The sequence below is a fragment of the Minwuia thermotolerans genome (genome assembly GCF_002924445.1).
In the GTDB taxonomy this organism is placed as follows: Bacteria; Pseudomonadota; Alphaproteobacteria; order Minwuiales; family Minwuiaceae; genus Minwuia; species Minwuia thermotolerans.
In genome coordinates this window covers 161676-183465 of sequence record NZ_PIGG01000081.1, presented here as the reverse complement: position 1 = coordinate 183465, position 21790 = coordinate 161676, and the positions used below count along the sequence as shown (strand labels likewise).

22 protein-coding genes and 1 pseudogene are annotated in these 21790 nt (G+C 66.4%); 11 read left to right on the top strand and 12 right to left on the bottom strand.

The window, feature by feature from the left end; genetic code table 11:
- A pseudogene (locus CWC60_RS23155) lies at window positions 1-148 on the top strand (IS3 family transposase); the annotation flags it as partial.
- A gap of 723 nt (window positions 149-871) precedes the next feature.
- Here the strand turns inward: CWC60_RS23155 and CWC60_RS23810 are convergent.
- The 3 genes from CWC60_RS23810 to mutY form a co-directional block, all read right to left on the bottom strand.
- Entirely contained in the window at window positions 872-1045 is a 174-nt protein-coding gene (locus CWC60_RS23810) for a hypothetical protein (protein WP_164516713.1), read from the bottom strand.
- A complete protein-coding gene (locus CWC60_RS23150) occupies window positions 1045-2340 on the bottom strand; it encodes an alkyl sulfatase dimerization domain-containing protein (protein WP_109796274.1) in 1296 nt (431 codons plus the stop codon). The genes CWC60_RS23810 and CWC60_RS23150 overlap by 1 nt, the downstream gene beginning before the upstream one ends.
- Window positions 2341-2476: 136 nt before the next feature.
- Window positions 2477-3544, bottom strand: a complete 1068-nt coding sequence (gene mutY / locus CWC60_RS23145; protein ID WP_109796273.1) for an A/G-specific adenine glycosylase — start codon at window positions 3542-3544, stop codon at window positions 2477-2479.
- A gap of 11 nt (window positions 3545-3555) precedes the next feature.
- On the opposite strand from mutY, the gene CWC60_RS23140 reads away from it, so the two are divergent.
- Window positions 3556-4065: a DUF721 domain-containing protein gene (locus CWC60_RS23140; RefSeq protein ID WP_109796272.1), complete on the top strand. Its 510-nt coding sequence runs from the start codon at window positions 3556-3558 to the stop codon at window positions 4063-4065.
- Between the two features lie 75 nt (window positions 4066-4140).
- Here the strand turns inward: CWC60_RS23140 and CWC60_RS23135 are convergent, their stop codons facing one another.
- Window positions 4141-5400, bottom strand: coding sequence for a thiolase family protein (locus CWC60_RS23135; protein ID WP_109796271.1), 1260 nt, complete (start codon window positions 5398-5400; stop codon window positions 4141-4143).
- Between the two features lie 133 nt (window positions 5401-5533).
- Here CWC60_RS23135 and CWC60_RS23130 point away from each other — a divergent pair, with 133 nt between their 5' ends.
- Window positions 5534-6124: a bactofilin family protein gene (locus tag CWC60_RS23130; protein ID WP_109796270.1), complete on the top strand. Its 591-nt coding sequence runs from the start codon at window positions 5534-5536 to the stop codon at window positions 6122-6124.
- Window positions 6125-6257: 133 nt separating this feature from the next.
- A complete protein-coding gene (locus CWC60_RS23125) occupies window positions 6258-7541 on the top strand; it encodes an MFS transporter (RefSeq protein ID WP_109796269.1) in 1284 nt (427 codons plus the stop codon).
- Here the strand turns inward: CWC60_RS23125 and CWC60_RS23120 are convergent.
- The 4 genes from CWC60_RS23120 to CWC60_RS23105 form a co-directional block, all read right to left on the bottom strand.
- Window positions 7528-8310 carry an enoyl-CoA hydratase/isomerase family protein gene (locus CWC60_RS23120; protein ID WP_164516712.1) on the bottom strand — a complete coding sequence of 261 codons (783 nt, stop codon included), beginning with the start codon at window positions 8308-8310 and terminating at the stop codon, window positions 7528-7530. The genes CWC60_RS23125 and CWC60_RS23120 overlap by 14 nt on opposite strands.
- A 5-nt stretch (window positions 8311-8315) precedes the next feature.
- A complete protein-coding gene (locus tag CWC60_RS23115; protein WP_109796267.1) occupies window positions 8316-9296 on the bottom strand; it encodes a TauD/TfdA dioxygenase family protein in 981 nt (326 codons plus the stop codon).
- A 219-nt stretch (window positions 9297-9515) separates the two neighbouring features.
- Window positions 9516-10349 (bottom strand): class I SAM-dependent methyltransferase, encoded by an 834-nt coding sequence (locus tag CWC60_RS23110; RefSeq protein ID WP_109796266.1) that lies wholly within the window; start codon window positions 10347-10349, stop codon window positions 9516-9518.
- Window positions 10350-10413: 64 nt separating this feature from the next.
- On the bottom strand, window positions 10414-10851 hold the full coding sequence (locus CWC60_RS23105) for a nuclear transport factor 2 family protein (protein WP_206420115.1): 438 nt from the start codon (window positions 10849-10851) through the stop codon (window positions 10414-10416).
- Between the two features lie 276 nt (window positions 10852-11127).
- Here CWC60_RS23105 and CWC60_RS23100 point away from each other — a divergent pair, with 276 nt between their 5' ends.
- Together CWC60_RS23100 and CWC60_RS23095 are read left to right on the top strand one after the other, a co-directional pair.
- A complete protein-coding gene (locus tag CWC60_RS23100) occupies window positions 11128-11538 on the top strand; it encodes an ATP-binding protein (RefSeq protein ID WP_164516711.1) in 411 nt (136 codons plus the stop codon).
- A 125-nt stretch (window positions 11539-11663) separates the two neighbouring features.
- On the top strand, window positions 11664-14096 hold the full coding sequence (locus tag CWC60_RS23095) for a GcvT family protein (protein ID WP_109796263.1): 2433 nt from the start codon (window positions 11664-11666) through the stop codon (window positions 14094-14096).
- Here CWC60_RS23095 and CWC60_RS23090 read toward each other — a convergent pair whose 3' ends face one another.
- Window positions 14097-14840 carry a hypothetical protein gene (locus CWC60_RS23090; protein ID WP_164516710.1) on the bottom strand — a complete coding sequence of 248 codons (744 nt, stop codon included), beginning with the start codon at window positions 14838-14840 and terminating at the stop codon, window positions 14097-14099.
- Between the two features lie 163 nt (window positions 14841-15003).
- Here CWC60_RS23090 and CWC60_RS23085 point away from each other — a divergent pair, with 163 nt between their 5' ends.
- Entirely contained in the window at window positions 15004-15777 is a 774-nt protein-coding gene (locus tag CWC60_RS23085) for a PRC-barrel domain-containing protein (RefSeq protein ID WP_164516709.1), read from the top strand.
- Between the two features lie 99 nt (window positions 15778-15876).
- Window positions 15877-16068: a CsbD family protein gene (locus tag CWC60_RS23080; RefSeq protein ID WP_109796260.1), complete on the top strand. Its 192-nt coding sequence runs from the start codon at window positions 15877-15879 to the stop codon at window positions 16066-16068.
- An 11-nt stretch (window positions 16069-16079) separates the two neighbouring features.
- On the opposite strand, the gene CWC60_RS23075 is transcribed toward CWC60_RS23080, so the two are convergent.
- Window positions 16080-16562, bottom strand: coding sequence for an RNA polymerase sigma factor (locus CWC60_RS23075; protein ID WP_109796259.1), 483 nt, complete (start codon window positions 16560-16562; stop codon window positions 16080-16082).
- 250 nt (window positions 16563-16812) lie between these two features.
- On the opposite strand from CWC60_RS23075, the gene CWC60_RS23070 reads away from it, so the two are divergent.
- Genes CWC60_RS23070 through CWC60_RS23060 form a run of 3 tightly spaced genes read left to right on the top strand, consistent with a single transcriptional unit; the run spans window position 16813 to window position 20421 of the window.
- Window positions 16813-17988 (top strand): acyl-CoA dehydrogenase family protein, encoded by a 1176-nt coding sequence (locus tag CWC60_RS23070; RefSeq protein WP_109796258.1) that lies wholly within the window; start codon window positions 16813-16815, stop codon window positions 17986-17988.
- Between the two features lie 16 nt (window positions 17989-18004).
- Window positions 18005-19972, top strand: coding sequence for an acetyl/propionyl/methylcrotonyl-CoA carboxylase subunit alpha (locus CWC60_RS23065; protein ID WP_109796257.1), 1968 nt, complete (start codon window positions 18005-18007; stop codon window positions 19970-19972).
- An 11-nt stretch (window positions 19973-19983) separates the two neighbouring features.
- Window positions 19984-20421 (top strand): DUF1801 domain-containing protein, encoded by a 438-nt coding sequence (locus CWC60_RS23060; protein WP_109796256.1) that lies wholly within the window; start codon window positions 19984-19986, stop codon window positions 20419-20421.
- Here the strand turns inward: CWC60_RS23060 and CWC60_RS23055 are convergent.
- Window positions 20412-21278: an ABC transporter ATP-binding protein gene (locus tag CWC60_RS23055; protein ID WP_109796255.1), complete on the bottom strand. Its 867-nt coding sequence runs from the start codon at window positions 21276-21278 to the stop codon at window positions 20412-20414. The genes CWC60_RS23060 and CWC60_RS23055 overlap by 10 nt on opposite strands.
- A gap of 102 nt (window positions 21279-21380) precedes the next feature.
- Window positions 21381-21773: a rhodanese-like domain-containing protein gene (locus CWC60_RS23050; protein ID WP_109796254.1), complete on the bottom strand. Its 393-nt coding sequence runs from the start codon at window positions 21771-21773 to the stop codon at window positions 21381-21383.
- Window positions 21774-21790: the final 17 nt, after the last annotated feature.

Genomic DNA, 21790 nt, shown 5'->3' with positions numbered 1-21790 from the left:
CTCGTTCGAGGCCGTCGAGTTCGCTACCCTCGAATGGGTCGACTGGTTCAACAATCGCCGGCTGCTGGAGCCCATCGGCAACATCCCGCCGGCCGAAGCCGAGGAGCGCTACTACGCCATGCCGGAGCAATCCGCCGTGGCCGCATGACTCAAACGAAACTGCCTCCGGGAAACTCGGCGCGGTTCATTCTGCCTTCTCGCGCTTTTCGTTGAAGACAACGGCTGATCCAACAGCGAGTGTTTCCTCGATATATCCAATATCGGGATATTGCCCGCGCTTAAAAGGGAGAATTGTGCCGTAGATTGGCACCCAAACAGCACGGGAATACAACCTGCGGCGATGGTCTCGAAGCTCGAACCATTCTTGACTCAACGCTTCCACATGAAACCTCTTGCGCGTGCGCAGTTAGAAGCTGCTATTAGTGGGCTCGACCAACCCCACCACAATATGAGCCATTTAGGTTCATCAGTTCAATGCTGGAGCTTTGGCCAAATGTGGTTTCCGCACTGACTTGACTGCGTATCGGAAGCGAACGGCAGCTTTAACGGGCCGCGCCGCTGCATAGCTCACCGGCATCTGAAGGCGGCAAAGGGCCGACAACTGACGTCAAGGCGATTGTGCATGTTTGAAGTTGGCAATCAAAGTCGCCAAGAGTTTGGGTGCATAGGCACCGGTCGCTTGTTCCGCAAAACCTGCGTTTTCCGGAAGCGGGGCGACACGACAGAGTTACCAGCAGATGCCAAGTTCAAGCGTTCCGAAAACGCTTTCCGAAATCGGCATTCGTGGAAGAGGTTCACTCGCCCACCCTCCTCAAGCACGATATTCTCCAGGTCGCTCTGAGCAGCCAGGGTCGGGTGGGCATGCGACAAGTTAATCGACCTTGTGTCGCGCCCGCATCCGCGCCTTGAACGCGCGGAAGTCGAAGGGTTCCGGTCCGCCGCTGGCGAGTCCTTCATCCACCGCCTTCTGGAAGGCTACGAGGGCTTCGTCGCGCCACCGATCGCGGCGGGGATCGTCGCTCGTGCTGCCGAACCGGCGGCTCATCACTCTTTCTCCGCCTTCGCGGCGCTTTCGGCCGAGACGGTGTTGAAGATGCCCTTCGCCATCAGGGAGCGTTCGGCGTCGCGGCGGGCGGCGTAGACCTTGGCGCGGGCCGCGTGCACGGCCTTCGCGTCGGGCGAGGCCTGCACCGCGATCTCGGCCAGGTGACAGGCGAGGCGGTGCCTGCCGGCCTCCGACAGTTCCCGCGCGCGGAAGCTGAGCGCCGCGGCCCCGCCGGCCAGGCGGCAGAGCTCGTCGGCCAGCTCCGATTCCCTCGCCGGTTTCAGATTGGCCGGGTTGCCGTCGTACCAGCCGCCGTAGAGCCGCCAGATGTTGCGGACGACGAACTCCGGCTCGTCATAGACCGGTTTCAGATACGGCTTCTCCAGCAGGTCGGCCGGCGCCGAGACGGTGTGGATGATGTCGTTCAGCCGCGCGCCCTGGTTCATCAGTTCCAGCGTGTCGCGCACCAGTCCCTCCAGCGCGCGGGCCATGCTGTCCAGCACGCCGGCGATGCGCTCCCGCCCGGCGATCGGCAGGCCGTGCGCGGGCAGCAGCAGCTCCGGCTCCATCGCCTGCATCTGGCGCAGCGCATGGGCCCATTCCAGCGGATAGCGCTGCGCCTTCTGCGGGTTGCCCGCATTGGGGAAGGCCCAGATCAGGAAATCGCCGGCGCAGATGGCCTTGTGCTTCGGCAGCCAGGCCCAGAGATGGTCGTCGGTCTCACCCCTGTCGTGGCGCATCTCGACGGTCTCGTCGCCGACCCGGACGGTCAGGCGGTTCTGGAAGGTGGTGTCGGGGCGGACCCATTCGGCGGGGCCGAAGGGCCGGTCCTCCCGCCCCGCGCCGCCCATGCGTCCGCGCGAGAACTGGCGCTGGTTGACGATCCTGTTGTAGCCGCTGGTGAGCTGGTAGCGGTCGATCCGGGCGTCCACGTTCTCGTGGGCGATGAAGCGGGGACGCGGATTGCCGGCATCCGCGGCCTCGTCGACGAAGGCCTTCGCGCCGCCGACATGATCGATATGGCCATGGGTGAAGGCGATGCTGTGAACCGGATCCTTCGTCCACCTGCGCATGTTCTCGATGATCGGACGGGCATGAGCCTCGTGGCTGGTGTCGAACAGCACCAGCCCCTCATCGGTACGGAAGGCGAGCACGTGGCTGAAGGCCTCGATCACGGCGACGCCATCGGCGATCTCCGACAGTTCCCGGCTGCGCCGGTCGAGCGGCGAGGTATCGCCCTCAGGTATCGCGCCCTCGTCGATATAGCGCGCGCTCATGCCCAGCAGATCGGCCATGTCATCCCCCAGTCAGAACAGATGACGACAGCATACGCCAATTGTCATGCCCGCTTCATGAGGGCATCCGGTCAGACCATCGACTTGCGGCGTAGCCGCTCCGGACCCCCGCACCGGGCGGGTTCATCTGGGTTCCCTACAGCAGCGTACCGTCGTCCAGCGCGTGACGGCAGATCTTCTTGGCGACCGTCGGCAGCGCCAGCGAGCCGAAGTCTTCCGGCCGGGCCCAGATAGCGTCCGGCGCGTCCGTCTCGCCTTCCGCCGCCCAGACCGTGACCTCGAAATGGAAGTGGGTGAAGCCGTGGCGGACCACGCCGTTGAGTTCGGTCCATTGGGCCGGCGCCGGCGCGTGGGAGAGCGCCTCCCCCTCTCCCCAGGCCTCCCCCTCCCGCCAGGGCGTCGACGGCGGCATGGCCATGCCGCCCAGCAGGCCCCTGTCGGGGCGGCGCTCGAACAGCACCGCGCCGTCGCCGCGCACCAGCCAGAAGAAGACGGCGCGGCGCGTGGGCCTTGCCTTCTTCGGCGCGCGGCGCGGCAGCTCGGCGGCGATGCCGCGTTCGGCGGCGGCGCAATGGGCGCGGATCGGGCAGCGGCTGCAGGCGGGCGATCTCGGCGTGCAGATGGTCGCGCCCAGGTCCATCAGCGCCTGGGCGAAGTCGCCGGGCCGCCTGTCGGGCGTCAGCGTCGCCGCCAGCCGCCTGAGTTCCTGCTTGACGCCCGGCATCTCGTCCTCGACCGCGAACAGCCGCGCGGTGACCCGCTCGATATTGCCGTCGACGGGGCTCGCCGGCCGGTCGAAGGCGATCGCCGCGATGGCCGCCGCCGTGTACGGACCGATTCCGGGCAGCGCCAGCAGGCCGGCCTCGGTCTCCGGGAAGCGTCCGCCATGTTCGCCCGCCACCGCCTTCGCGCATTTCAGCAGGTTCCGCGCCCGGCTGTAATAGCCGAGCCCCTGCCAGGCGTTCATCACCTCGTCCTGGTCGGCGGCGGCCAGCGCCCCGACGGTCGGCCAGCGTTCGATGAAGGCGCGGAAATAGGGACCGACCGTCGCCACCGTGGTCTGCTGCAGCATGATCTCGCTCAGCCAGACGCGGTAGGGATCGGGCGTCTCGCCCGGCCCCGCGCGCCAGGGCAACACCCGGCGGTGGCGGTCGTAGTGGGCGAGCAGATCGGCTACGATCCGCCCGCGTTGATCGGCGTTCATGGGGCCTCAGGGTGGCGGCGGAAAATTCGGGCGGCAAGAGACGACGCGGCGGCGGATTCCGCAAGGCTTCCGAGGAGGCGCGGGCCATCCTCTCGCCCGTCTTCCGCAAGCGCGGCTTCGCCCAGACCGACATCATCACCCAGTGGCCGCAGATCGTCGGCCCGACCATGGCCGATCAGTGCCGGCCGGAGCGGCTGATGTGGCCGCGCGACGAGGCGAACGCCGACGGCGCGACGCTGCACATGGTCGTCGCCCATGGCTGGGCGACCGAGGTGCAGCACCTGGAGCCGGTGATCGTGGAGCGCGTCAACCGCTTCTTCGGCTGGCGCGCTGTGACGCGGCTGAAGCTCCGCCAGGCCAATATCGAACCCTGGCGGCGGAAGGAGACGCCGAAGCGCCGCCCGCTGACCGAGGCCGAGCGGGCGGAGCTGGAGCAACTCGTCGCGGGCGTCTCCGATCCCCGGCTGAAGGAATCGCTCCGCCAACTGGGGGAGACGATCTTCACGACCGAGTCGCGCTGACGCATCCCACGGCGGATGGAACCATCGGGCGTCCGGAGTCGACTGGCGACAACGATACGCCGCGGGCCACCGGTTTCAGTCCCGCGCGCGTTCCAGGATCGTGACCGAGCAGGCCGCCTCCTCGAAGCCCATGACGCCGCCGCCGTTCTCGGCCAGCGCGATGCGGGCGTCGGGCACCTGCCGCTCGCCGGCCTCGCCGCGCAGCTGGGTCGTGAGTTCGTAGATCATCGACAGGCCCGTCGCGCCCACCGGATGGCCCTTGGAGACGAGGCCGCCGGAGGTGTTCACCGGCACCTTACCGCCCGGCCCGGTCTCGCCGGCCTCGATGAAGCGGCCGCCCTCGCCGATGTCGCAGAAGCCCATCATCTCGACCTGCAGTACTTCGCAGAAGCTGGTGGCGTCGTGGACCTCGGCAACCTGGATGTCGTCGGGCTTCAGGTCGGCCATCGAGTAGGCCTTCTTCGCTGCCGTCATGGACAGCGACGGTTCGTCGAGCTTCTTGTACTTGCCGCCCGACAGCGCGTTGGCGCGGATCTTCACCGCCCGGTCCTTCACCGCCTGCGGCAGGCCCTGGAAATAGTCCTCCGAGACCACGACCGCCGCCGCCGCGCCGTCGCCGATGGGCGAGCACATGGCCCGGGTCAGGGGATAGCTGACGGGCCGGTCCTGCATCACCTGGTCGACCGACATCTCGAACTGGTACTGGGCGTTCGGATTCTTCGCCCCGTAATTGTGGTTCTTGGCGGCGCCGGCGGCGATCTGGCGCTGTGTCGTGCCGTGCTTCTTCATGTGATAGCAGGCCTGCATGGCGTAGGTGTCCATGAAGACCGTACGGTTCGGCCCGGTCTCGAATTCCTTGCCGGCCTCTTCGCCCGCCGCCTTGTAGTATTCCATCCACTCATCGGCATCGAAATTGTCGATGCCGGCGTAGAAGCTGCGCTGGATCTTTTCCGGCTCGTCGGGGATCCAGATCTTCTCCACGCCCAGCGCCAGACTGACGTCGGTCTGGCCGGAGAGAATGTCCTTCCAGGCCCCGTGCAGCGCCATGGACGCGGTGGCGCAGGCGCCTTCCACGTTGATCATCGGCACGCGGGCGGGGAACAGTCCCTCGTTGACCAGCGGCGTGAAGCAGACCTGGCCGCGAATCGAGCCCTGATCGTTGTGCAGCCACATGCCGCAATTGCCGAACCAGCCGAACTCGATGTCGTCGCCGTTCTCCATGCCGGCGTCGGCCAGAGCGCCCAGATAGGCCTCCCGCGTCAGATCCTTGAAGGACTTGTCGGGCCATTTCTGAAAGCGTGTGGAAAAACTACCGATGATGTAGGCGTCGCGCATCTGATCCTCCCCGTCACAGAATAATCACCGGATATACAGCAATTTCCTCGATCCGCCCAATTGTCGCCGCCTTCGCCGCGGACTATGGATAACGTCAGATGTGGTGAACGGCAGACATGGGGGCGCCCAGCCGATGTTCAGCAAGAAGCAGAGTGGCCAGAACGGCAACACCGAAACCGGCGAGGCGAAGGAGGACGCGCCGCGCTTGCCCAAGACGAGCACACCGCGTCCCGCCGAGGACCTGCTCGCCCGGCGGCCGCGGCCCGACATCCCGCGCACGCCGGCCGCACCGGCGGCCGCAAGTGCGGCATCCGAACCCCGCGCGCCGGCGCACAAGGATGAGACGGCGAAGGAAGAGCAGAGCCGGCTGCTGGTCGGCGAGGGGATCAAGCTGAAGGGCGAGATCACGAACTGCGCCGAACTGGTGATCGAGGGGGCCGTCGACGCCCGCGTCGAGGCCAGGCGCTTCCAGGTCAGCAACAACGGCACCTTCTCCGGCGAATGCAATGTCGAGGAGGCCGATATCGCGGGACAGTTCGACGGCACGCTGAACTGCCGCGGCAAGCTGATCGTGCGCAGCACAGGCAAGCTGAAGGGCACGCTGCGCTATGGCGACGTGGAGATCGAGGGCGGCGGCCGCGTCGCCGGCGAGATCCAGGAATTCGGCGCCGAGGAGAGCCGCAAGCCCGTCGAGCAGCCCCAGCTCAAGGCCGCCGGCGAGTAGCCCGGGCACAACAACCGGAGATCTTTCGCGAGCGCGCGTCGTCCCCCGGGGCGGCGCGCGTTCCGCTTTTGCAGCGCAGCCCTGCGCAAGAAACGGGATAACAGCCCTTCCGGCGCTGGCATAAGATCGCGCCATGTTCAGCCGCCTGCCCTTTTTCTACGGCTGGGTCATCGTCGCGGTGGCGTTCGTCACCATGGCGGTGTCCGTCAGCGCCCGGACCTCCTTCTCGCTGCTGCTGCCGCCCATCCTGGACGAGTACGGCTGGGAGCGCGCGGTCGTCGCCGGGGCCTTCTCGACAGGATTCCTGATGTCGGCGCTGTTCAGCCCGATCGCGGGCCGGCTTGTCGACCGGAAGGGACCCCGGCTGGTCATCCAGATGGGCGCCCTGTCGGTCGGCGCCGGCATGATCCTGGCGACGCAGGTCGCCGAACCCTGGCAGCTCTACCTGACCGTCGGCGTGCTGGTTGGCGTCGGTGCGAACCTGATGAGCTACACGGTGCAGTCGATGTACCTGCCGAACTGGTTCCAGCGCCGCCGGGGACTGGCCATCAGCCTGGCCTTCAGCGGCGTCGGAGTCGGCGCGATCCTGGTATTGCCCGCCTTCCAGCAGATCATCGTGGCCGAGGGCTGGCGCGAGGCCTGCTACACGCTCGGCATCCTGACCCTGGTGCTGCTGGTGCCCATCAACCTGCTGGTGCGCAAGCGCCCGCAGGATCTCGGCCTGCAGCCCGACGGGCGCAAGCCCGCGCCCGGCGAGACCGACGACGGCGGCCAGCGCTATCGCATCGTGGATCCCGAATGGGTGGCCGTGGAGTGGACGCTGGGCCGCGCGGTCCGGACGGCGCGGTTCTGGTGGGTCGCGCTCGGATTCTTCACCGCCCTCGTCGCCTGGTACGCGGTACAGGTGCACCAGACAAAGTACCTGCTGGAGATCGGTTTCAACCCCATCGACGCGGCCTGGGCGCTCGGCTTCGTCGCGGTCGTCGCCATTCCCGGTCAGATCGCGCTGGGGGCGCTGTCGGACAGGATCGGCCGCGAAGGCGTCTGGGCGCTCGCCAGCCTTGGTTTCGCCATCACCTACGCGGCCCTGCTGGCGCTGAAAGTGTGGCCGACCGAGCTGCTGCTCTACGTCATGGTCTTCGGCCAGGGCTTTCTGGGTTACGCCTATACGTCCGTACTGGGACCGATCATGGCCGAGATCTTCGAGGGGCCGCATTTCGGCACGATCTTCGGGGCGATGAACGTGGCCGCCATCGGCGGCGGCGCAGCGGGCCCCTTCATCGCCGGCGTGATCTTCGACGCCACCGGCAGCTACGATCCGGCCTGGATATTCGCGCTGGTCTGCTGCTTCGTCAGCGCCTTCGCCATCTGGCGCGCCGCCCCGCGCAAGGTCCGCTCGGTCGTTACCGCCCCTTGAAGTCGGGCTTGCGCTTCTCGACGAAGGCGCGCGTGCCCTCGCGGCGGTCCTCGCTGTCGAAACAGCGGCCATAGGCGTCCAGTTCGACCTCGCGCGCGGTGGCGAAGTCCATCTCCAGCGACGCGTTGAGCACGGTCTTGAGCTCGCGCATGGCGACGGGACTGTAGTTCGCGAGGGTCTCGACGACCTCGGCGGTTTCCTTTTCCAGATCATCCGGTTCGGCGATCCGGTTGACCAGGCCGAGCTGAAAGGCGCGCTCGGCGGAGAAGCGGTCGCCCAGCAGGCAGATCGCCCGCGCTGTCGCCGGCCCGATCAGCCGGTCGATCAGCACCGTGCCGCCGGTGCCGGGAAAGATGCCCAGCTTGATCTCCGGGTAGCCGAAGCTGGCCGCCGTGGAGGCGACGCGGATGTCGCAGGCCATGGCGATCAGCATGCCGCCGCCCAGGGCGTAGCCCTGGATCGAGGCCACCAGCGGCTGCGGCATGCGGCGCATCTGGTCGTAGAGCCGCATGCCCGTCCAGCTTCGCGTCTCGGCCTCGCGGCGGGACATGTCGACCATTTCCTTGATGTCGGCGCCGGCCACGAAAGCCTTGTTCCCGGCGCCCTTCAGCACGATGACGCGGATCGCCGGATCGACCGCGATCTCCGCCAGCAGTTCGCTCATCTCCCGGAAGACGGTCGAGTTCAGCGCGTTGAGCTGGTCGGGACGGTTGATGGTGATCGTACCGACGCGGCCCGCCGGCTCGTAGAGCAGAGTCTCCCAGGCCATGGCGATCAGGCGGCGGCTGCGACGTCGCGGGTCGGGCGGTGGCCGATGATCGAGACCCGTTCGCCATAGCGGCTGTAGGGCCAGTAGTCCCATGACGCCTGGTGCTGCAGACAGCGGTTGTCCCAGAACATCAGCGTGTTGGGCCGGTAGCTCATGCGCACCTGCAGATCGAGGCGCTTCTCCACGTGGCGGTAGAGCATCTCCAGGATGTGCTGGCTCTCGTAGCGGCTCAGCCCCTTGATGTGAGAGGTGAAGCCCGGATTGACGTAGAGCACTTCGCGTCCCGTATCGGGATGGCGCACCACGACGGGGTGCTCGTTGCGCGGATAGCCGCCCTCCGGCGGAACGGTGTTGTAGGCGCCAACATACGGGATGGCCCCGTCATGCACCGCGGTCAGCGGGCGCAGGAATTCCTTCATGGGCTCCGAGAGGGTGTCGAAGGCGCGGTACATGTTGGCGAAACAGGTATCGCCGCCACAGCCGACATCCGGCACCTGCTTGATCAGCAGCATGGAGCCCATGGGCGGGCGCTCGTCACAGGTCACGTCGGCGTGCCAGTCGCCGCCGGCGGTGTACCTGGAGTTCTGGGTGGTCTTGATTTCCAGGATGGCGGGATCGCTGTCGCCGTCCGTATCTCCCTGCATCAGGGGATGATCGCTCTTCTTCTTGCCTTCGGCGAAGGGATTGTCCTTGTGCGCCGTCTTCATCCGGTCGTGTTTCAGCGGATGGACGTGCAGTTCGCCGAAATGCGACGCGAACGCCTTGTGGGCGTCCCGGCCGATATTCTGATCGTGGAAGGCGAGCACATGGTGGGTCACGAATGCCCGCCGGATCTCCTCGAGTTGCTTCGGCTCCAGCGGTTTCGAGAGATCGACGCCGTGGACCTCGGCCCCCACCACCGGCGTGACCGGCCGGACGTCGATGGTGTCATAGCCCTCGGTCTTCCAGTGATCCTGATAGGTGACGGTCGGCCTCTGCAGCGTCATTTCGGCATCCTCCCGATTAATTTGATTGCATTATTCATACAACATTCGCCGCCGCGAATCAGCAGCAAAAGCCATGCGTATATCGTGGTGGCTGAGCCGCACTTGTCGGCCTTGTCGACGACGTCACAGGACACCGTCGAGCGTCCAATCTGATCGGCAAGTACAAACGCGCATTACTGGCTGCATCACCATTCGCCTTGCGCCGACCAGTCCTGACAGTCAGGGTTTTGCGCCAGAACCAATCGTTGAAGGCAACTGGACGAAGTAGCCACCGTCGTCTTTCGGCATACCTGTGAGCTTCTCGTCCAGGAACCGCGCCATATTGGCCAAGGCGCTCTCGCTCTGGGCGTCGAGGACGGCGCTGGCGCGGACCGAGCCGCGCTCCACAGCACCTAGCAGCTCAGCACCTGACGTCACCTGCACGCTATTTTTCCATCTGGTGGCGCGGACGTCGGCGAGATCAATCTCAACCAATGCAGACTGCATTCGGTCGACTGTTCCGAACTGGAAAAAGTCCGGGCCGTGCGGCAGGTCCGGGCTACCATCTCCGTGCGCCTGCACCGCTTTGAAAATCAGGTTCAGAGCTGCGTCTGGCAACGAGCCATCCCAGACGCTAACGGCCACGCGACCACCGGGCCGGACGACGCGCACCATCTCTCGCAGGGCGCGTTCCGGATCCGGCAGGTGCATCAGGCCATAGCCGCAGACGACTGCGTCGAAGCTGGTGTCCGGAAAGTCGAGCGACTGCGCGTCTCCAGCCCGGAGATCGGCCGCCGGCACCAGTCGTCGTGCTCGTGCCAGCGCCGCTTCCGAGTAGTCGACGCCAACGGGCCGCGCACCGCGCTCGATCGCACCGGCACTGAGCATGCCCGGCCCGCAACAGAGGTCGAGGACACTGCTGCCCTCCCCGACTTCTGCGGCATCGAGCATCGGTCCGACGGTCTGACGCGAGATCGCTCCGAACTCCTCGTCATAGCCGTCCAGAGACCGTTCCCAGCCCTCGCGTTCAAAGGATGCAAAGGCTTCCGGTTCATTTGACTTCTCGATAGGCATCGCAATGCTCCGCCCAGACTTTCAATACTTCCCAGCACCGCCTCCCGAAGATGGAGGACGGCTGCTAGCTCTTCGCGTCAGCCATCGTGAAGACGGCATCCCAGCGGGCGATCCGCTCGCCCCGCAATATCCAGAACTCCAGTCCGCGCCCCGTTTTTCGCTTGCCGCTATCCGCGTCGACCCAATCGTTCTCCCATTGGACACCAAGCACATTTCCGTTGATCGTGCGGAGTTCCTTGCGGCAGAAGAAATTCTTCATCTTCGCCGACATCATGGCGTCGACGAACGGGCGAAATTTCTCCTTACCGCGCATCTCCGGAAAAGTGCCGTAGCGAACGATGCAGTCGTCGGTGAACCCCTCAAGAAAACGCTCAGCATCGAGCGATGTGGAAACCTCAGCAAAGAACTGCACTAATTCCCGCGCCTTCTCGATACTGATTTCTTCCGGACCGGATGCCAAAACCTGATCTTCCGTGGCTTCTACGAGGCGCTCCTGAAGCATGGTCATTCCTCCCTGCCTAGCAGTTTCCCCTGAGGAAAGACTCTCAAATCAGGAAATGGCACGCAACCCATGGAGACATGCCAATCAACCCGCGGAGCACGCAAGCGCAGCAAACACTTTAGCGGCACGACGTTTCCCGTTGTGTGCTCCACGCGCAGTGCGGTTCGGTCTCTACAAGAGCTCATTCCCAACGCCGCGGTCCGCCGGCGCCTGGCCGCTGTCGAATGTGCGCCGCTGCATACGCACGTCGCGGCCTTAGAATGTTACACTTGTCGCATGACCGGACGCCATCACGCCTCCTTCCACTGCCATCCCGACCAGGTCCGCCCCGCCGCGCAATGGGTGGAAGAGACGTCTGCCGAACTGGGACTGCGCGACGGCGACCGGAAGCGCCTGGCGCTCGTTCTGGAGGAACTGTTCGCCAACACGCTGGAACACGGCAGGTCGCGCGATGGCGAGGCCATCGAAGTCCGACTCGACCGCGAGGACGACAATGTCCGGATGGACTACCGCGACCCCGGCGCGGCCTTCAATCCGCTGGAGATCGATGTCTCCGGGCCGCCGGACCTGGAAAACTGGCCCGTCGGCGGCATGGGCCTGCGTCTGATCCAGCGGCTGGCCACCCGCACCGCATACAGCTTCGAGAACGGGGTCAACGTGATCAGCCTGTGGCTGCGTTCCTCCTGACCGGAGCGGAATATCCCCTGAGCGGCACCGCGCCGTCGCGCCCAGCGCAGCCTCCGGATCGCCGGCAGGGCATTTGACTGCAATCCGGCCGAATGAAAGCGCCGGGCGCAAGCGGGGGAGCGGCGATGAAATCTCATGCGCGGGCCGTGGTCATCGGCGGGGGCGTCGTCGGCGTCTCCACCCTCTATCACCTGGCGAAGAAGGGCTGGTCGGACGTGGTGCTGCTGGAGCGCAACGAGCTGACCTCCGGCTCGACCTGGCACGCCGCCGGGCTGCTGCCGCTGTTCAACATGTCCTACTCGGTCGGCCAGATTCACAAGTATTCGGTCAAGCTCTACGGCGAGCTGGAGGCCGAGACCGGCCAGGACGTCGGCCTGCGGCGCGTCGGCAATGTACGGCTGGCCCAGACCCGCGAGCGCTGGGACGAGTACATGCAGTATGCCGGCGTCGCCGAGACCATCGGCGTGCATGTCGAACAGATGACGCCGGAAGACGTGAAGCAGATCTGGCCCCTGTGCCACACCGACGACCTCGTCGGCGCCATCCGCCACCCCGATGACGGCTATGTCCAGCCCGCCGACCTGACACAGGCGCTGGCGACCGGCGCGCGCCGGCTCGGCGCCACGATCCACCGCCAGACCCGCGTCACCGCCATCGAGCGCACCGCCGCCGGCGAATGGAAGGTGACGACCGACAAGGGCGAGATCGCCTGCGAGCACCTGATCACCGCGACCGGCAATTTCGTGCAGCAGACCGCGCGCATGCTGGGCCTGAGAATCCCCGTGATTCCGGTCGAGCACCAGTACATCGTCACCGACGCCCACCCCGACATCCTGAAGCGCCGGGAGCAGGGCCTGCCGGAAATGGGCGTACTGCGCGATTCGGACGCCTCCTGGTACATGCGCGAGGAGCGCGGCGGCCTGTTGCTGGGTCCTTATGAGGTCGGCGCGCCGGCCTGCTATGTGAACGGTCCCGCCGACGACGCCGAATTCGAACTGTTCCAGGAGGATCTGGACCGTCTGGTGCCGCATATCGAAAGCGCCATCCACCGCGTGCCGGCCTTCGGCGAGGTCGGCGTCAAGCAGGTCTACAACGGCGCCATCTGCTACACGCCCGACGGCAGCCCGATCATCGGCCCTGCCTGGGACCTGCCCAATCTCTGGTTCAACGAGGGCCACAGCTTCGGCATCACCGCCGCCGGCGGGGCGGGCTGGCAGCTCGCCGAGTGGATCGTCGAAGGCGAGCCGACGATCGACATGCTGGGCGTCGATCCCCGGCGCTTCGGCGACTACGCCACCCGTTCCTACCTGGTGAAGAAGAACGAGGAGGCCTACGCGAACGTCTTCACCATCCACTACCCGGACGAGGAGCGCGAAGCGGGACGGCCGCTGCGGACCGCGCCCTGCTACGATCGGCTGAAGAACCTGGGCGCCGTGTTCGGCCAGAAGTTCGGCTGGGAGCGCGCCAACTGGTTCGCGCCCGAAGGCGTGGAGCCGAAGGACGACTGGTCGTTCCGCCGCTCCGCCTGGTTCGAGCACGCCAGGAACGAGGCGCTGAACGTCGCGGACAATGTCGGCCTTCTCGACATGTCGGCCTTCGCCAAGTGCCGCGTCTCCGGCCCCGGCGCGCTGGACTTCCTGCGCTGGATGCTGGCCAACCGCATCCCCTCGAAAGGACGCATCGGCCTCTGCCACAGCCTGACGGCGCGGGGCGGCGTGCATTCCGAATTCACCGTCATCCGGGAGGCGAAGGACAGCTTCTACCTGGTCTCGGCCGGCGCCTATCAGCGTCTCGACCATGACTGGCTGCGCAAGCACATGCCGGCTGACGGCTCGGTGCAGTTCCAGGACCTGACCAATGCCATGGGCGTGCTGGTTGTCGCCGGTCCGAAGGCCCGCGACCTGTTGCAACGGGTTTCCGACGCCGATTTCTCCAACGCGGCCTTTCCCTGGCTGACGGCGCAGTGGATCGACGTCGGCCTGGCGCCGGCCTTCGCCGCTCGCGTGAATTTCGTCGGCGAGCTGGGCTGGGAACTGCACCACCCGATCGAATACCAGAACCATATCTTCGACGCGCTCTGGGCCGCCGGGCAGGACCTCGGGCTGAAGCCCTTCGGCATCCGCGCCATGGACATGCTCCGCATCGAGAAGTCCTACCGCATGGTGGGGACGGAAATGTCGATCGAGTATGCCGCCTACGAGAGCGGGCTGGAACGCTTCGTGCATCCGAACAAGGGTGACTTCCTGGGCCGCGACGCCCTGGTGGCGTGGCAGCAGCGGGGCTTCGCCAACGCCTTCGTCACGCTGGAAGTGCACGACGTCGACGGCGCCGACGCGCTGGGCAACAACCCCATCTACCGGGACGGCCGGCTGGCCGGCCGCGCCACCTCGGGCAATTTCGGGCCGCGCACGGGCAAGTCGCTGGCGCTCGCCATGATCTCGCCCGATCTGGCGGTGGAAGGCGCGGAACTGGAAATGAAGATCCTCGACCGCATGCACCGCGTCACGGTGGTGGGCGAGAGCCCCTGGGACCCCGAGAACGAACGCCTCAGGGCGTGATCAGCCTTCCGGGCCGCGTCCCTTCACCAGATCGATGCGGAAGCCGATCGACCGGCCTTCGGAGTCACGCCCCTCCCATTCCCAGATATCGCCGCCGGTTCGTCCGTAGTCGCCGCGCACTGTCAGCCCGCCAGGGCAGCGCAGAGTGAATCTGCCGTCCCGGCTGCCGGTCGGATCCAGGGCAACCGGACAAGTCGTCGAGCCGATGCCGGCGATCGAAAGCTCGCCCTCGACGCCGACGAGGCGCGCGCGCCCGTCCGGGTCCGCCTCCCATTCCAGGGTCACAGGCCAGACGCCGTTGTAGGGCAGGTTCTGGGTGCTGGACGAATGCCGCAGATATACCGGACCATCCCAGATGATCCGGTCCGCGATCGAATAGACGGCGCAATTGTAGCGTCCGTCCTGGTTGCAGTTCTTGACCGCCTCCAGGGCATAGAAATCGCCCGCATTGATGCAGGCGCCGATCTCGGAGGTACTGCAATAGACCCCTCCTACACCCCTCGAACGCTCATCGATGGCAACGTAGAAATTGTTCCGGATTCCGTTGCGACCGTACCGGTTCTCCTGGATCCATGCCTCGGCTTGGGAAGATATCACCAGGGATCCCGAGCCGTAGAGACTCCCGCTCGTCCCGGCTCCCGTCTGGCACCCGGCCAAGCCGAATCCCGCGGCGGCAATGAAAATCATGAAAAATCGAATGCACACGGCACGCCCTCCTGCCCGCTTCAACCCCTGTTCCTTCATAGCCTCCGACCTGACGCGCGACAATTGCGCGGGCGTCGAATCCTGCAACCGATCCAGTAGGGGTGAAGTTTTTTCGGGAACCCCGGAGGGGTCTGCGGCGTCTCATTCACGGATGGCGGCGAAACGCCGTTCCAACAAGAAAGTCAGTGTGGAGTATTTCGACATGATTCCGACGATGAAGAAGCTGGCGGCCGCCGGCGTGGCGGCAGTGGCCCTGACCAGCGTCGCGGCGCTGGGCACCGCCCAGGCCCAGTCGCAGAACGATGCAGCGAACAAGAACGCCCCGGCGCAGGGCCAGGAACGGACGGAGGCGCGGGGCGACCGGGCCGCGAATTCCGAATGCGTCGCCAGCATCCACGACATGCAGGCGAACTACCGCGACAGCAACGTCCGCTACGATCCGGAACTGCGCGCCGATGTCCGCACCCTGCGCGAAGCGGCCTACACCCTGGCCTACAACGGCGACGAGGACGGCTGCCGCTGGATGCTGCAGAAGATCGAGGAAGTCCGCACCAATGCGCGGAAGAACGGCGCGGACACCGCCGAACTGCAGGAACGCCGCATGGAGCGCCTGGACGAGGCCGAGAGCCTGACCGGAATGAAGGGTGCGGTGCGTGCGGAAATGCTGATGGGCGCTGATGTGGTCAACATGCAGGACGAGGATCTCGGCGCCGTCGAGGACGTCATCCTGAACAGCGAGGGCAATCCTTCCTACGTGCTGATCAGCCATGGCGGCCTGTTCGGCATCGGCGACAACCTCACCCCGGTCTCGATGGAGCAGCTGAAGAAGATCCAGGGCGAGGACACGCTGGTGCTGGACATCGCCGAGGAACGCTTCGAGGCGGCGCCCGAATATGACGAGGAGGCGGCACGGACCACCGGTCTCGACGCCTGGTCGCAGGACATTGAGAACTGGTGGGACGAGAACACCGGCTGAACAGCGACAGGGAACCAGGCGAAGGCCGCGGGGTTGCGCCCCGCGGCTGTCCGATGCGGGGTCGCCCTCGGTGATGCCGGAACGAAGAGGAGTAGCGTGATGAATTCGGAACAGCTCAAGGGTAACTGGAACCAGCTCAAGGGCGAGGCGCGCCGGCAGTTCGGCGAACTCACCGACGACGATATCGAGAAGATCGCAGGCGACCGCGACAAGATGGTGGGGATCGTCCAGGAGCGGTACGGGATCGAGAAGGAAGAGGCTGAGCGCCGGGTCGACAACTGGCGGGCCTGAAGGCCTCCGGGCTATTCGGCCAGGCGGGCGCGGGCCCGCGACAGGCGGGACTTGATGGTCCCCGGCGCCACCCGCTCCCGCCGCGCCAGCTCGGCATGGCTCATGCCGCAGAAGCCGGCGAAATAGATCGCCCGGCGCTCCCGGCAGGGCAATGTCCGCACACGCAGCCAGAGCCGCCCGACCGCCGAATAGGCCGGCTGCGATGGTCTCACGACGATCAGATCGCGGCAGTCGTCCACATTCTCGTGGACCCCGCGCCGGCCGTCCCGGCGCACCCGGGAACGATGCAGATTGGCCATGATGGCGGCGACCCAGGATCGCACGCTGCCGTCGCCGCGGAAGCGGCCGCGCTTGCGCAGCGCCTGCTCCACCCCGTCCTGCACCAGATCCTCGGCCCGGTCGCCGGACGAAGCCAGACGCCGGCCGACGCGATACAGGTAGGGAAGGGCCGCGACCAGCTCGGCCTGGAAGTCGTCATGGATGTCCTGCGCCACGCCTTGCTCCTGCTACGCTACGGGCGCGCGGCCCGAAGCGGAAGCGGCGCGCGCCTGAGGTTGTTGTTCCGGCGTCTCCGCGCCGTTTCCGCCTTGCTCGGGCGATATCATTTCAGGTGAGCGGCCGCCGCCGGCCGTTCAATGTCCTGCGACATCACTGCCTTTGCCCGCGGGTCGGCTCGCGCCTTCCCCCGCCCGGTCCTTCGTCCTAATGTGCGGACGGATTCACGCGGTCTGGGGAGGACGCGGCATGGGCGTCTACACGCACGAACACCACGAGATCATCCGCTCGGCGAAGAAGCTGATCGAGGACGAGATCAACCCCCATGTCGACGACTGGGAGGCGGCCGGCGCCTTTCCGGCGCACGAGGTCTTCCCGAAGTTCGGCAAGCTCGGTTTTCTGGGCATCCACAAGCCGGAGGCCTATGGCGGCCTCGGTCTCGACTATTCCTACAATCTCGCCTTCGCCGAGGCGCTGGGCCATATCGACTGCGGCGGCGTGCCCATGGCCATCGGCGTGCAGACGGACATGGCGACGCCCGCCCTGGCGAAGCACGGCTCCGACGAATTGCGCGCCGAGTTCCTCGCGCCGGCGATCTCCGGCGAGATGGTGAGCTGCATCGGCGTCTCCGAGCCCGGCGCCGGCTCAGACGTGGCCTCGCTCAAGAGCTACGCCCGCAAGGACGGCGGCGACTACGTCATCAGCGGCCAGAAGATGTGGATCACCAATTCCTGGCAGGCCGACTACATGACCATGCTGGTCAACACCGATCCGGACGGCCAGGTCCACCGCAACAAGTCGCTGATCGTGGTGCCGATGGATTCAAAGGGCATCGAGAAGGCGAAGAAGCTCGACAAGATGGGCATGCGCTCCTCGGACACCGGGCTGATCTTCTTCGACGAGGTCCGCGTGCCACAGCGGCACCGCATCGGCGAGGAAGGCATGGGCTTCACCTACCAGATGGAGCAGTTCCAGGAGGAGCGGATGTGGGCCGTGGCCTCCGGGCTGGCAGGTCTGGAGAAGTCGATCCAGGAGACCATCGAGTACACCAGCCAGCGCCAGATCTTCGGCAAGCCGCTGATCAACAACCAGGTGATCCACTTCCGCCTGGCCGAGATGCAGACCGAGGTCGAGATGCTGCGTTCGCTGATGTACCGCTGCATCGAGGAGTACACCGCAGGCAACGACGTCACCAAGCTCGCCTCCATGGCCAAGCTGAAGGTCGGGCGGCTGAAGCGGGAGGTCTATGACGGCTGCCTGCAGTATTTCGGCGGTATGGGCTTCATGAACGAAACGCCGATCAGCCGCCGCTACCGCGACGGCCGCCTCGCCTCCATCGGCGGCGGCGCCGACGAGGTGATGCTGTCGATCATCTGCAAGTACATGGGCACCCTGCCCGGCCGGAACCAGAAGACCGGCGGCTGACCGGAACGGGGGAAACATGACCATCCACACCCTGTTGATCGCCAACCGCGGCGAGATCGCCTGCCGCGTCATCCGTACCGCGCGCCGTCTGGGCATCCGCACCGTCGCCGTGCATTCGGCCGCGGACGCCGGCGCGCCGCACGTCCACATGGCGCACACGGCAATCGAGATCGGCCCCGCCGCGGTCGCCGAAAGCTATCTTTCGATCGAGCGCATCATGGACGCCGCGAGGAAGACGGGCGCCGACGCCATCCATCCCGGCTACGGCTTCCTGTCGGAGAACGCGAAGTTCGCCCGGGCCTGCGAAGACGCCGGGATTACCTTCGTCGGCCCGCCGATCGCGGCCATCGACCTGATGGGCGACAAGGCGCGGTCCAAGCTGCGCATGATCGAGGCCGGGGTGCCGACGGTGCCCGGCTACCAGGACGAGGACCAGTCGGACGCGAAGCTGCTGGCCGAGGCGAGCCGTATCGGCTTTCCGCTGATGGTCAAGGCCAGCGCCGGCGGCGGCGGCCGCGGCATGCGCCTGGTCGACGATCCGGCAAAGCTGGAACGGGCGCTGAAGGCGGCGCGATCGGAGGCGAAGAACGCCTTCGGCGACGACCGGCTGATCCTGGAAAAGGCCGTGGTCGAGCCGCGCCATGTGGAGATCCAGGTCTTCGCCGACCGGTCCGGCAATGTCGTCCATCTGGGCGAGCGCGACTGTTCGGTCCAGCGCCGCCACCAGAAGGTGGTCGAGGAGGCCCCCTCCCCGGCCGTCACGCCGGAAATCCGCAGCGCGATGGGAGAGGCCGCGGTGCAGGCGGCGCAGTCCATCGGCTATCTGGGCGCGGGAACGGTCGAGTTCCTGCTGGACCGCAACGGCGACTTCTACTTCCTGGAAATGAACACCCGCCTGCAGGTGGAGCATCCGGTGACCGAGATGGTGACCGGCTACGACCTGGTGGAATGGCAGATCCGCGTCGCCGAGGGCGAGAACCTGCCCGCCCGGCAGGCGGATATCCGCCTGGACGGGCACGCCATCGAGGTCCGGCTCTACGCCGAGAGTCCGGCGAAGAACTTCCTGCCGCGCACCGGCCGTGCGCATCTGTGGCGCATACCGGAAGGCGCCGGCATCCGCGTCGATGCAGGCCTTTCGGAAGGCCAGGAGATCACGCCCTTCTACGATCCGATGATCGCCAAGGTCATCGCTCACGGGCCGACCCGCGACGCGGCCCGGCTGCGGCTGGCGAATGCGCTGCGCGACACGAAGCTGCTGGGCGTCGAGACCAACCGGCGCTTCCTGATCGAGACGCTGGAAGACGAGGTCTTCGCCGCCGGCGAGGCGACCACGGCTTTCATCGAGCAGCGTTTTCCGAAATCCCGGCTGAAGCCGGCGACGATCGGGGCTGAAGACATCGCCCTGGCCGCTGTCCTGCTGTTCCGGCGCACGCGGACGGACGCCCCGGCGGCGTTTCACGGCTGGCGCAGTTCCGGCCAGACGCCGCGCAGCCCGATGGTGATCCGCATCGGCGAGGACGAGCACGAAGTCACCGTGATCTGGCATGGCGGTGACGATTACGACGTCGCCACGGGCGGCGGGACAGTGACCGTTGCCGGGACTTGCGTGGGCAATGCCGAAATCGCCTGGCGCACGGAAGCGGGCACGAAACGCGCCGCATTCTGCTTCGACGGAGAGAGCCTGCTGCTGCAGACGGAAATGGCGGACATCGCGGCGGAGGAGACGACCTATCTCGACCGCGCCGCCGAGGCGGCGGGCGGCGACGGCGCCGTGGTCGCGCCCATGAACGGCCGCGTCCTGCGCCTGGCGGTGAAGGCCGGCGACAAGGTGACCCGCGGCCAGATCGTCGCCGTGCTGGAAGCCATGAAGATGGAGCACGAGATCACCGCGCCCGTCGCCGGTGAGGTCTCGGAGACCGCCGCCGCGGAAGGTCAGCAGGTCGCCACCAACGCGCTGCTGGTCCGCATCGAGGCGGGAAACTGAGGCGGACCGCGATGAAGGTGGCGCCGCCATTCCGGGACGCGGCCGTCCAGGCTGTCTTCGACTCCTATGCCGAGCCGGCGCGGGAAGGATTGCTGGCATTGCGCGGACTGATCTTCGAGACCGCAGCGGCGACGCCGGGCGTGGGCGCGGTGGAAGAGACCTTGAAATGGGGCCAGCCAGCCTATCTGACGCCGGAGACGAAGTCGGGCTCCACGCTCCGGCTCGCCCCGGACAAACAGGGCGGGTTCGCGATCTACGCCCACTGCCAGACCACGATCATCCCGGATTTCCGCGATCTCTTTCCCGAAGGCTTCGACTACGAGGGGAACCGCGCCATCCACTTCCGCGACGCGGATTCGCTGCCGCTGGAACGGCTGCGCCTTCTGATCTCCAGCGCCCTGACCTGGCGCCTGAGAAAGCGGAAACCGGCAGCCCGTCCTCAGCGGTGACGGCGGTCGTACTCCGCGACGCGGGCACGAAGTTCGGCCCGGACCAGCTCCGGCACCGGCTCCAGTATCTCGCCGGGCCGGTCATGACGCGGCATCGAGGCCATCAGCGCGCGGGTAAATGGCTGCGCGTCCTTCGAAAGCATCTGCGAGACCGGCCCCTGCTCGACCACCATCCCCTCATGCATCACGGTCACCCGGTCGCACATCCGCGCGACCACACTCAGATCATGCGTGACGAACAGCAGCGCCGACCGGCGGCTTTCGGTCATGTCGGCGATCAGACGGAGAATCTGCATCTGCGCCGTGACGTCGAGGGCCGCCGTCGGCTCGTCGGCGATGACGAGCTTGGGGCTGCAGGCAAAGGCGATGGCGATCAGCACGCGCTGCCGCGCGACCGCGGAAAGCTCATAGGGATAGCGTTCAGCCGCGTGTTCGGGCTCGCGGACGCCGACTTCCTCCAGCAGCTGCAGCGCCGCGCGCCGCGATTCGGTACGGCCGAACTTCAGGTTCTCGCGAAAGACATCGGCGACCTGGCGGCCGATCCGGCGCGAGGGCGTCAGCGCCATCAGCGGATCGCGCGGGATGGTGGCGATATGCCGACCCAGAAGCCGCCGCCTGGGCGAAGGGTGCATGTCCAGCAGATCGCTGTCGTCGAAGCGGATCCGGCCTCCGGCGATGCGCATGTCGTCCGGCAGCATGCCGAGGATGGCGCGGGTGACAGTGGTCCGGCCCGCGCCGCTCTCGCCAACCAGTCCATGGACCTCGCGCGCCGCCGCCGTCACGGAGACGCCACGGAGAACGTTGCCGCCGTCCTTGCGGCGGATACGGAGATCGCGGATGTCGAGAAGCGCGCTCATCACAGGCGCAGCCGCGCGTTCATGATGTCCCCTCCGCATCGATGACCGCCGCTGTCGCCTTCCGGTTCGGCGCTCCTGATCGGAACCCGAATCCGGCCGCGGCTACTTCTTCTCGACCGCTTCGATCTCGTTGCCCGCCTTCTTCCACGCGCCGAAACCGCCGCCGATATGGCAGACATTGGTCAGGCCCAGTTTCATCGCCGTGTCGGTCGCCAGAGCCGACCGCGCGCCGGCAGCGCAATAGAAGACGAACCTGTTGCCCGTCTGAAACACATCCTTGGTGTAGGGGCTGTCCTCGGCGATCCAGAACTCCAGCATGCCGCGGGGCGCGTGATAGGCGCCGGGGATCTTGCCGTCACGCCAGAGTTCGCGGACATCGCGGATATCGACGATGGTGACGCCATCCTTGCCCACCAGTTCCTTCGCGTCGTCGACGCTGATGGTTTCCACCCTGGCCATCGCGTCGTCGACCATCTGATTCACACCTGACGGCATTTCCGTGTTCTCCCCTG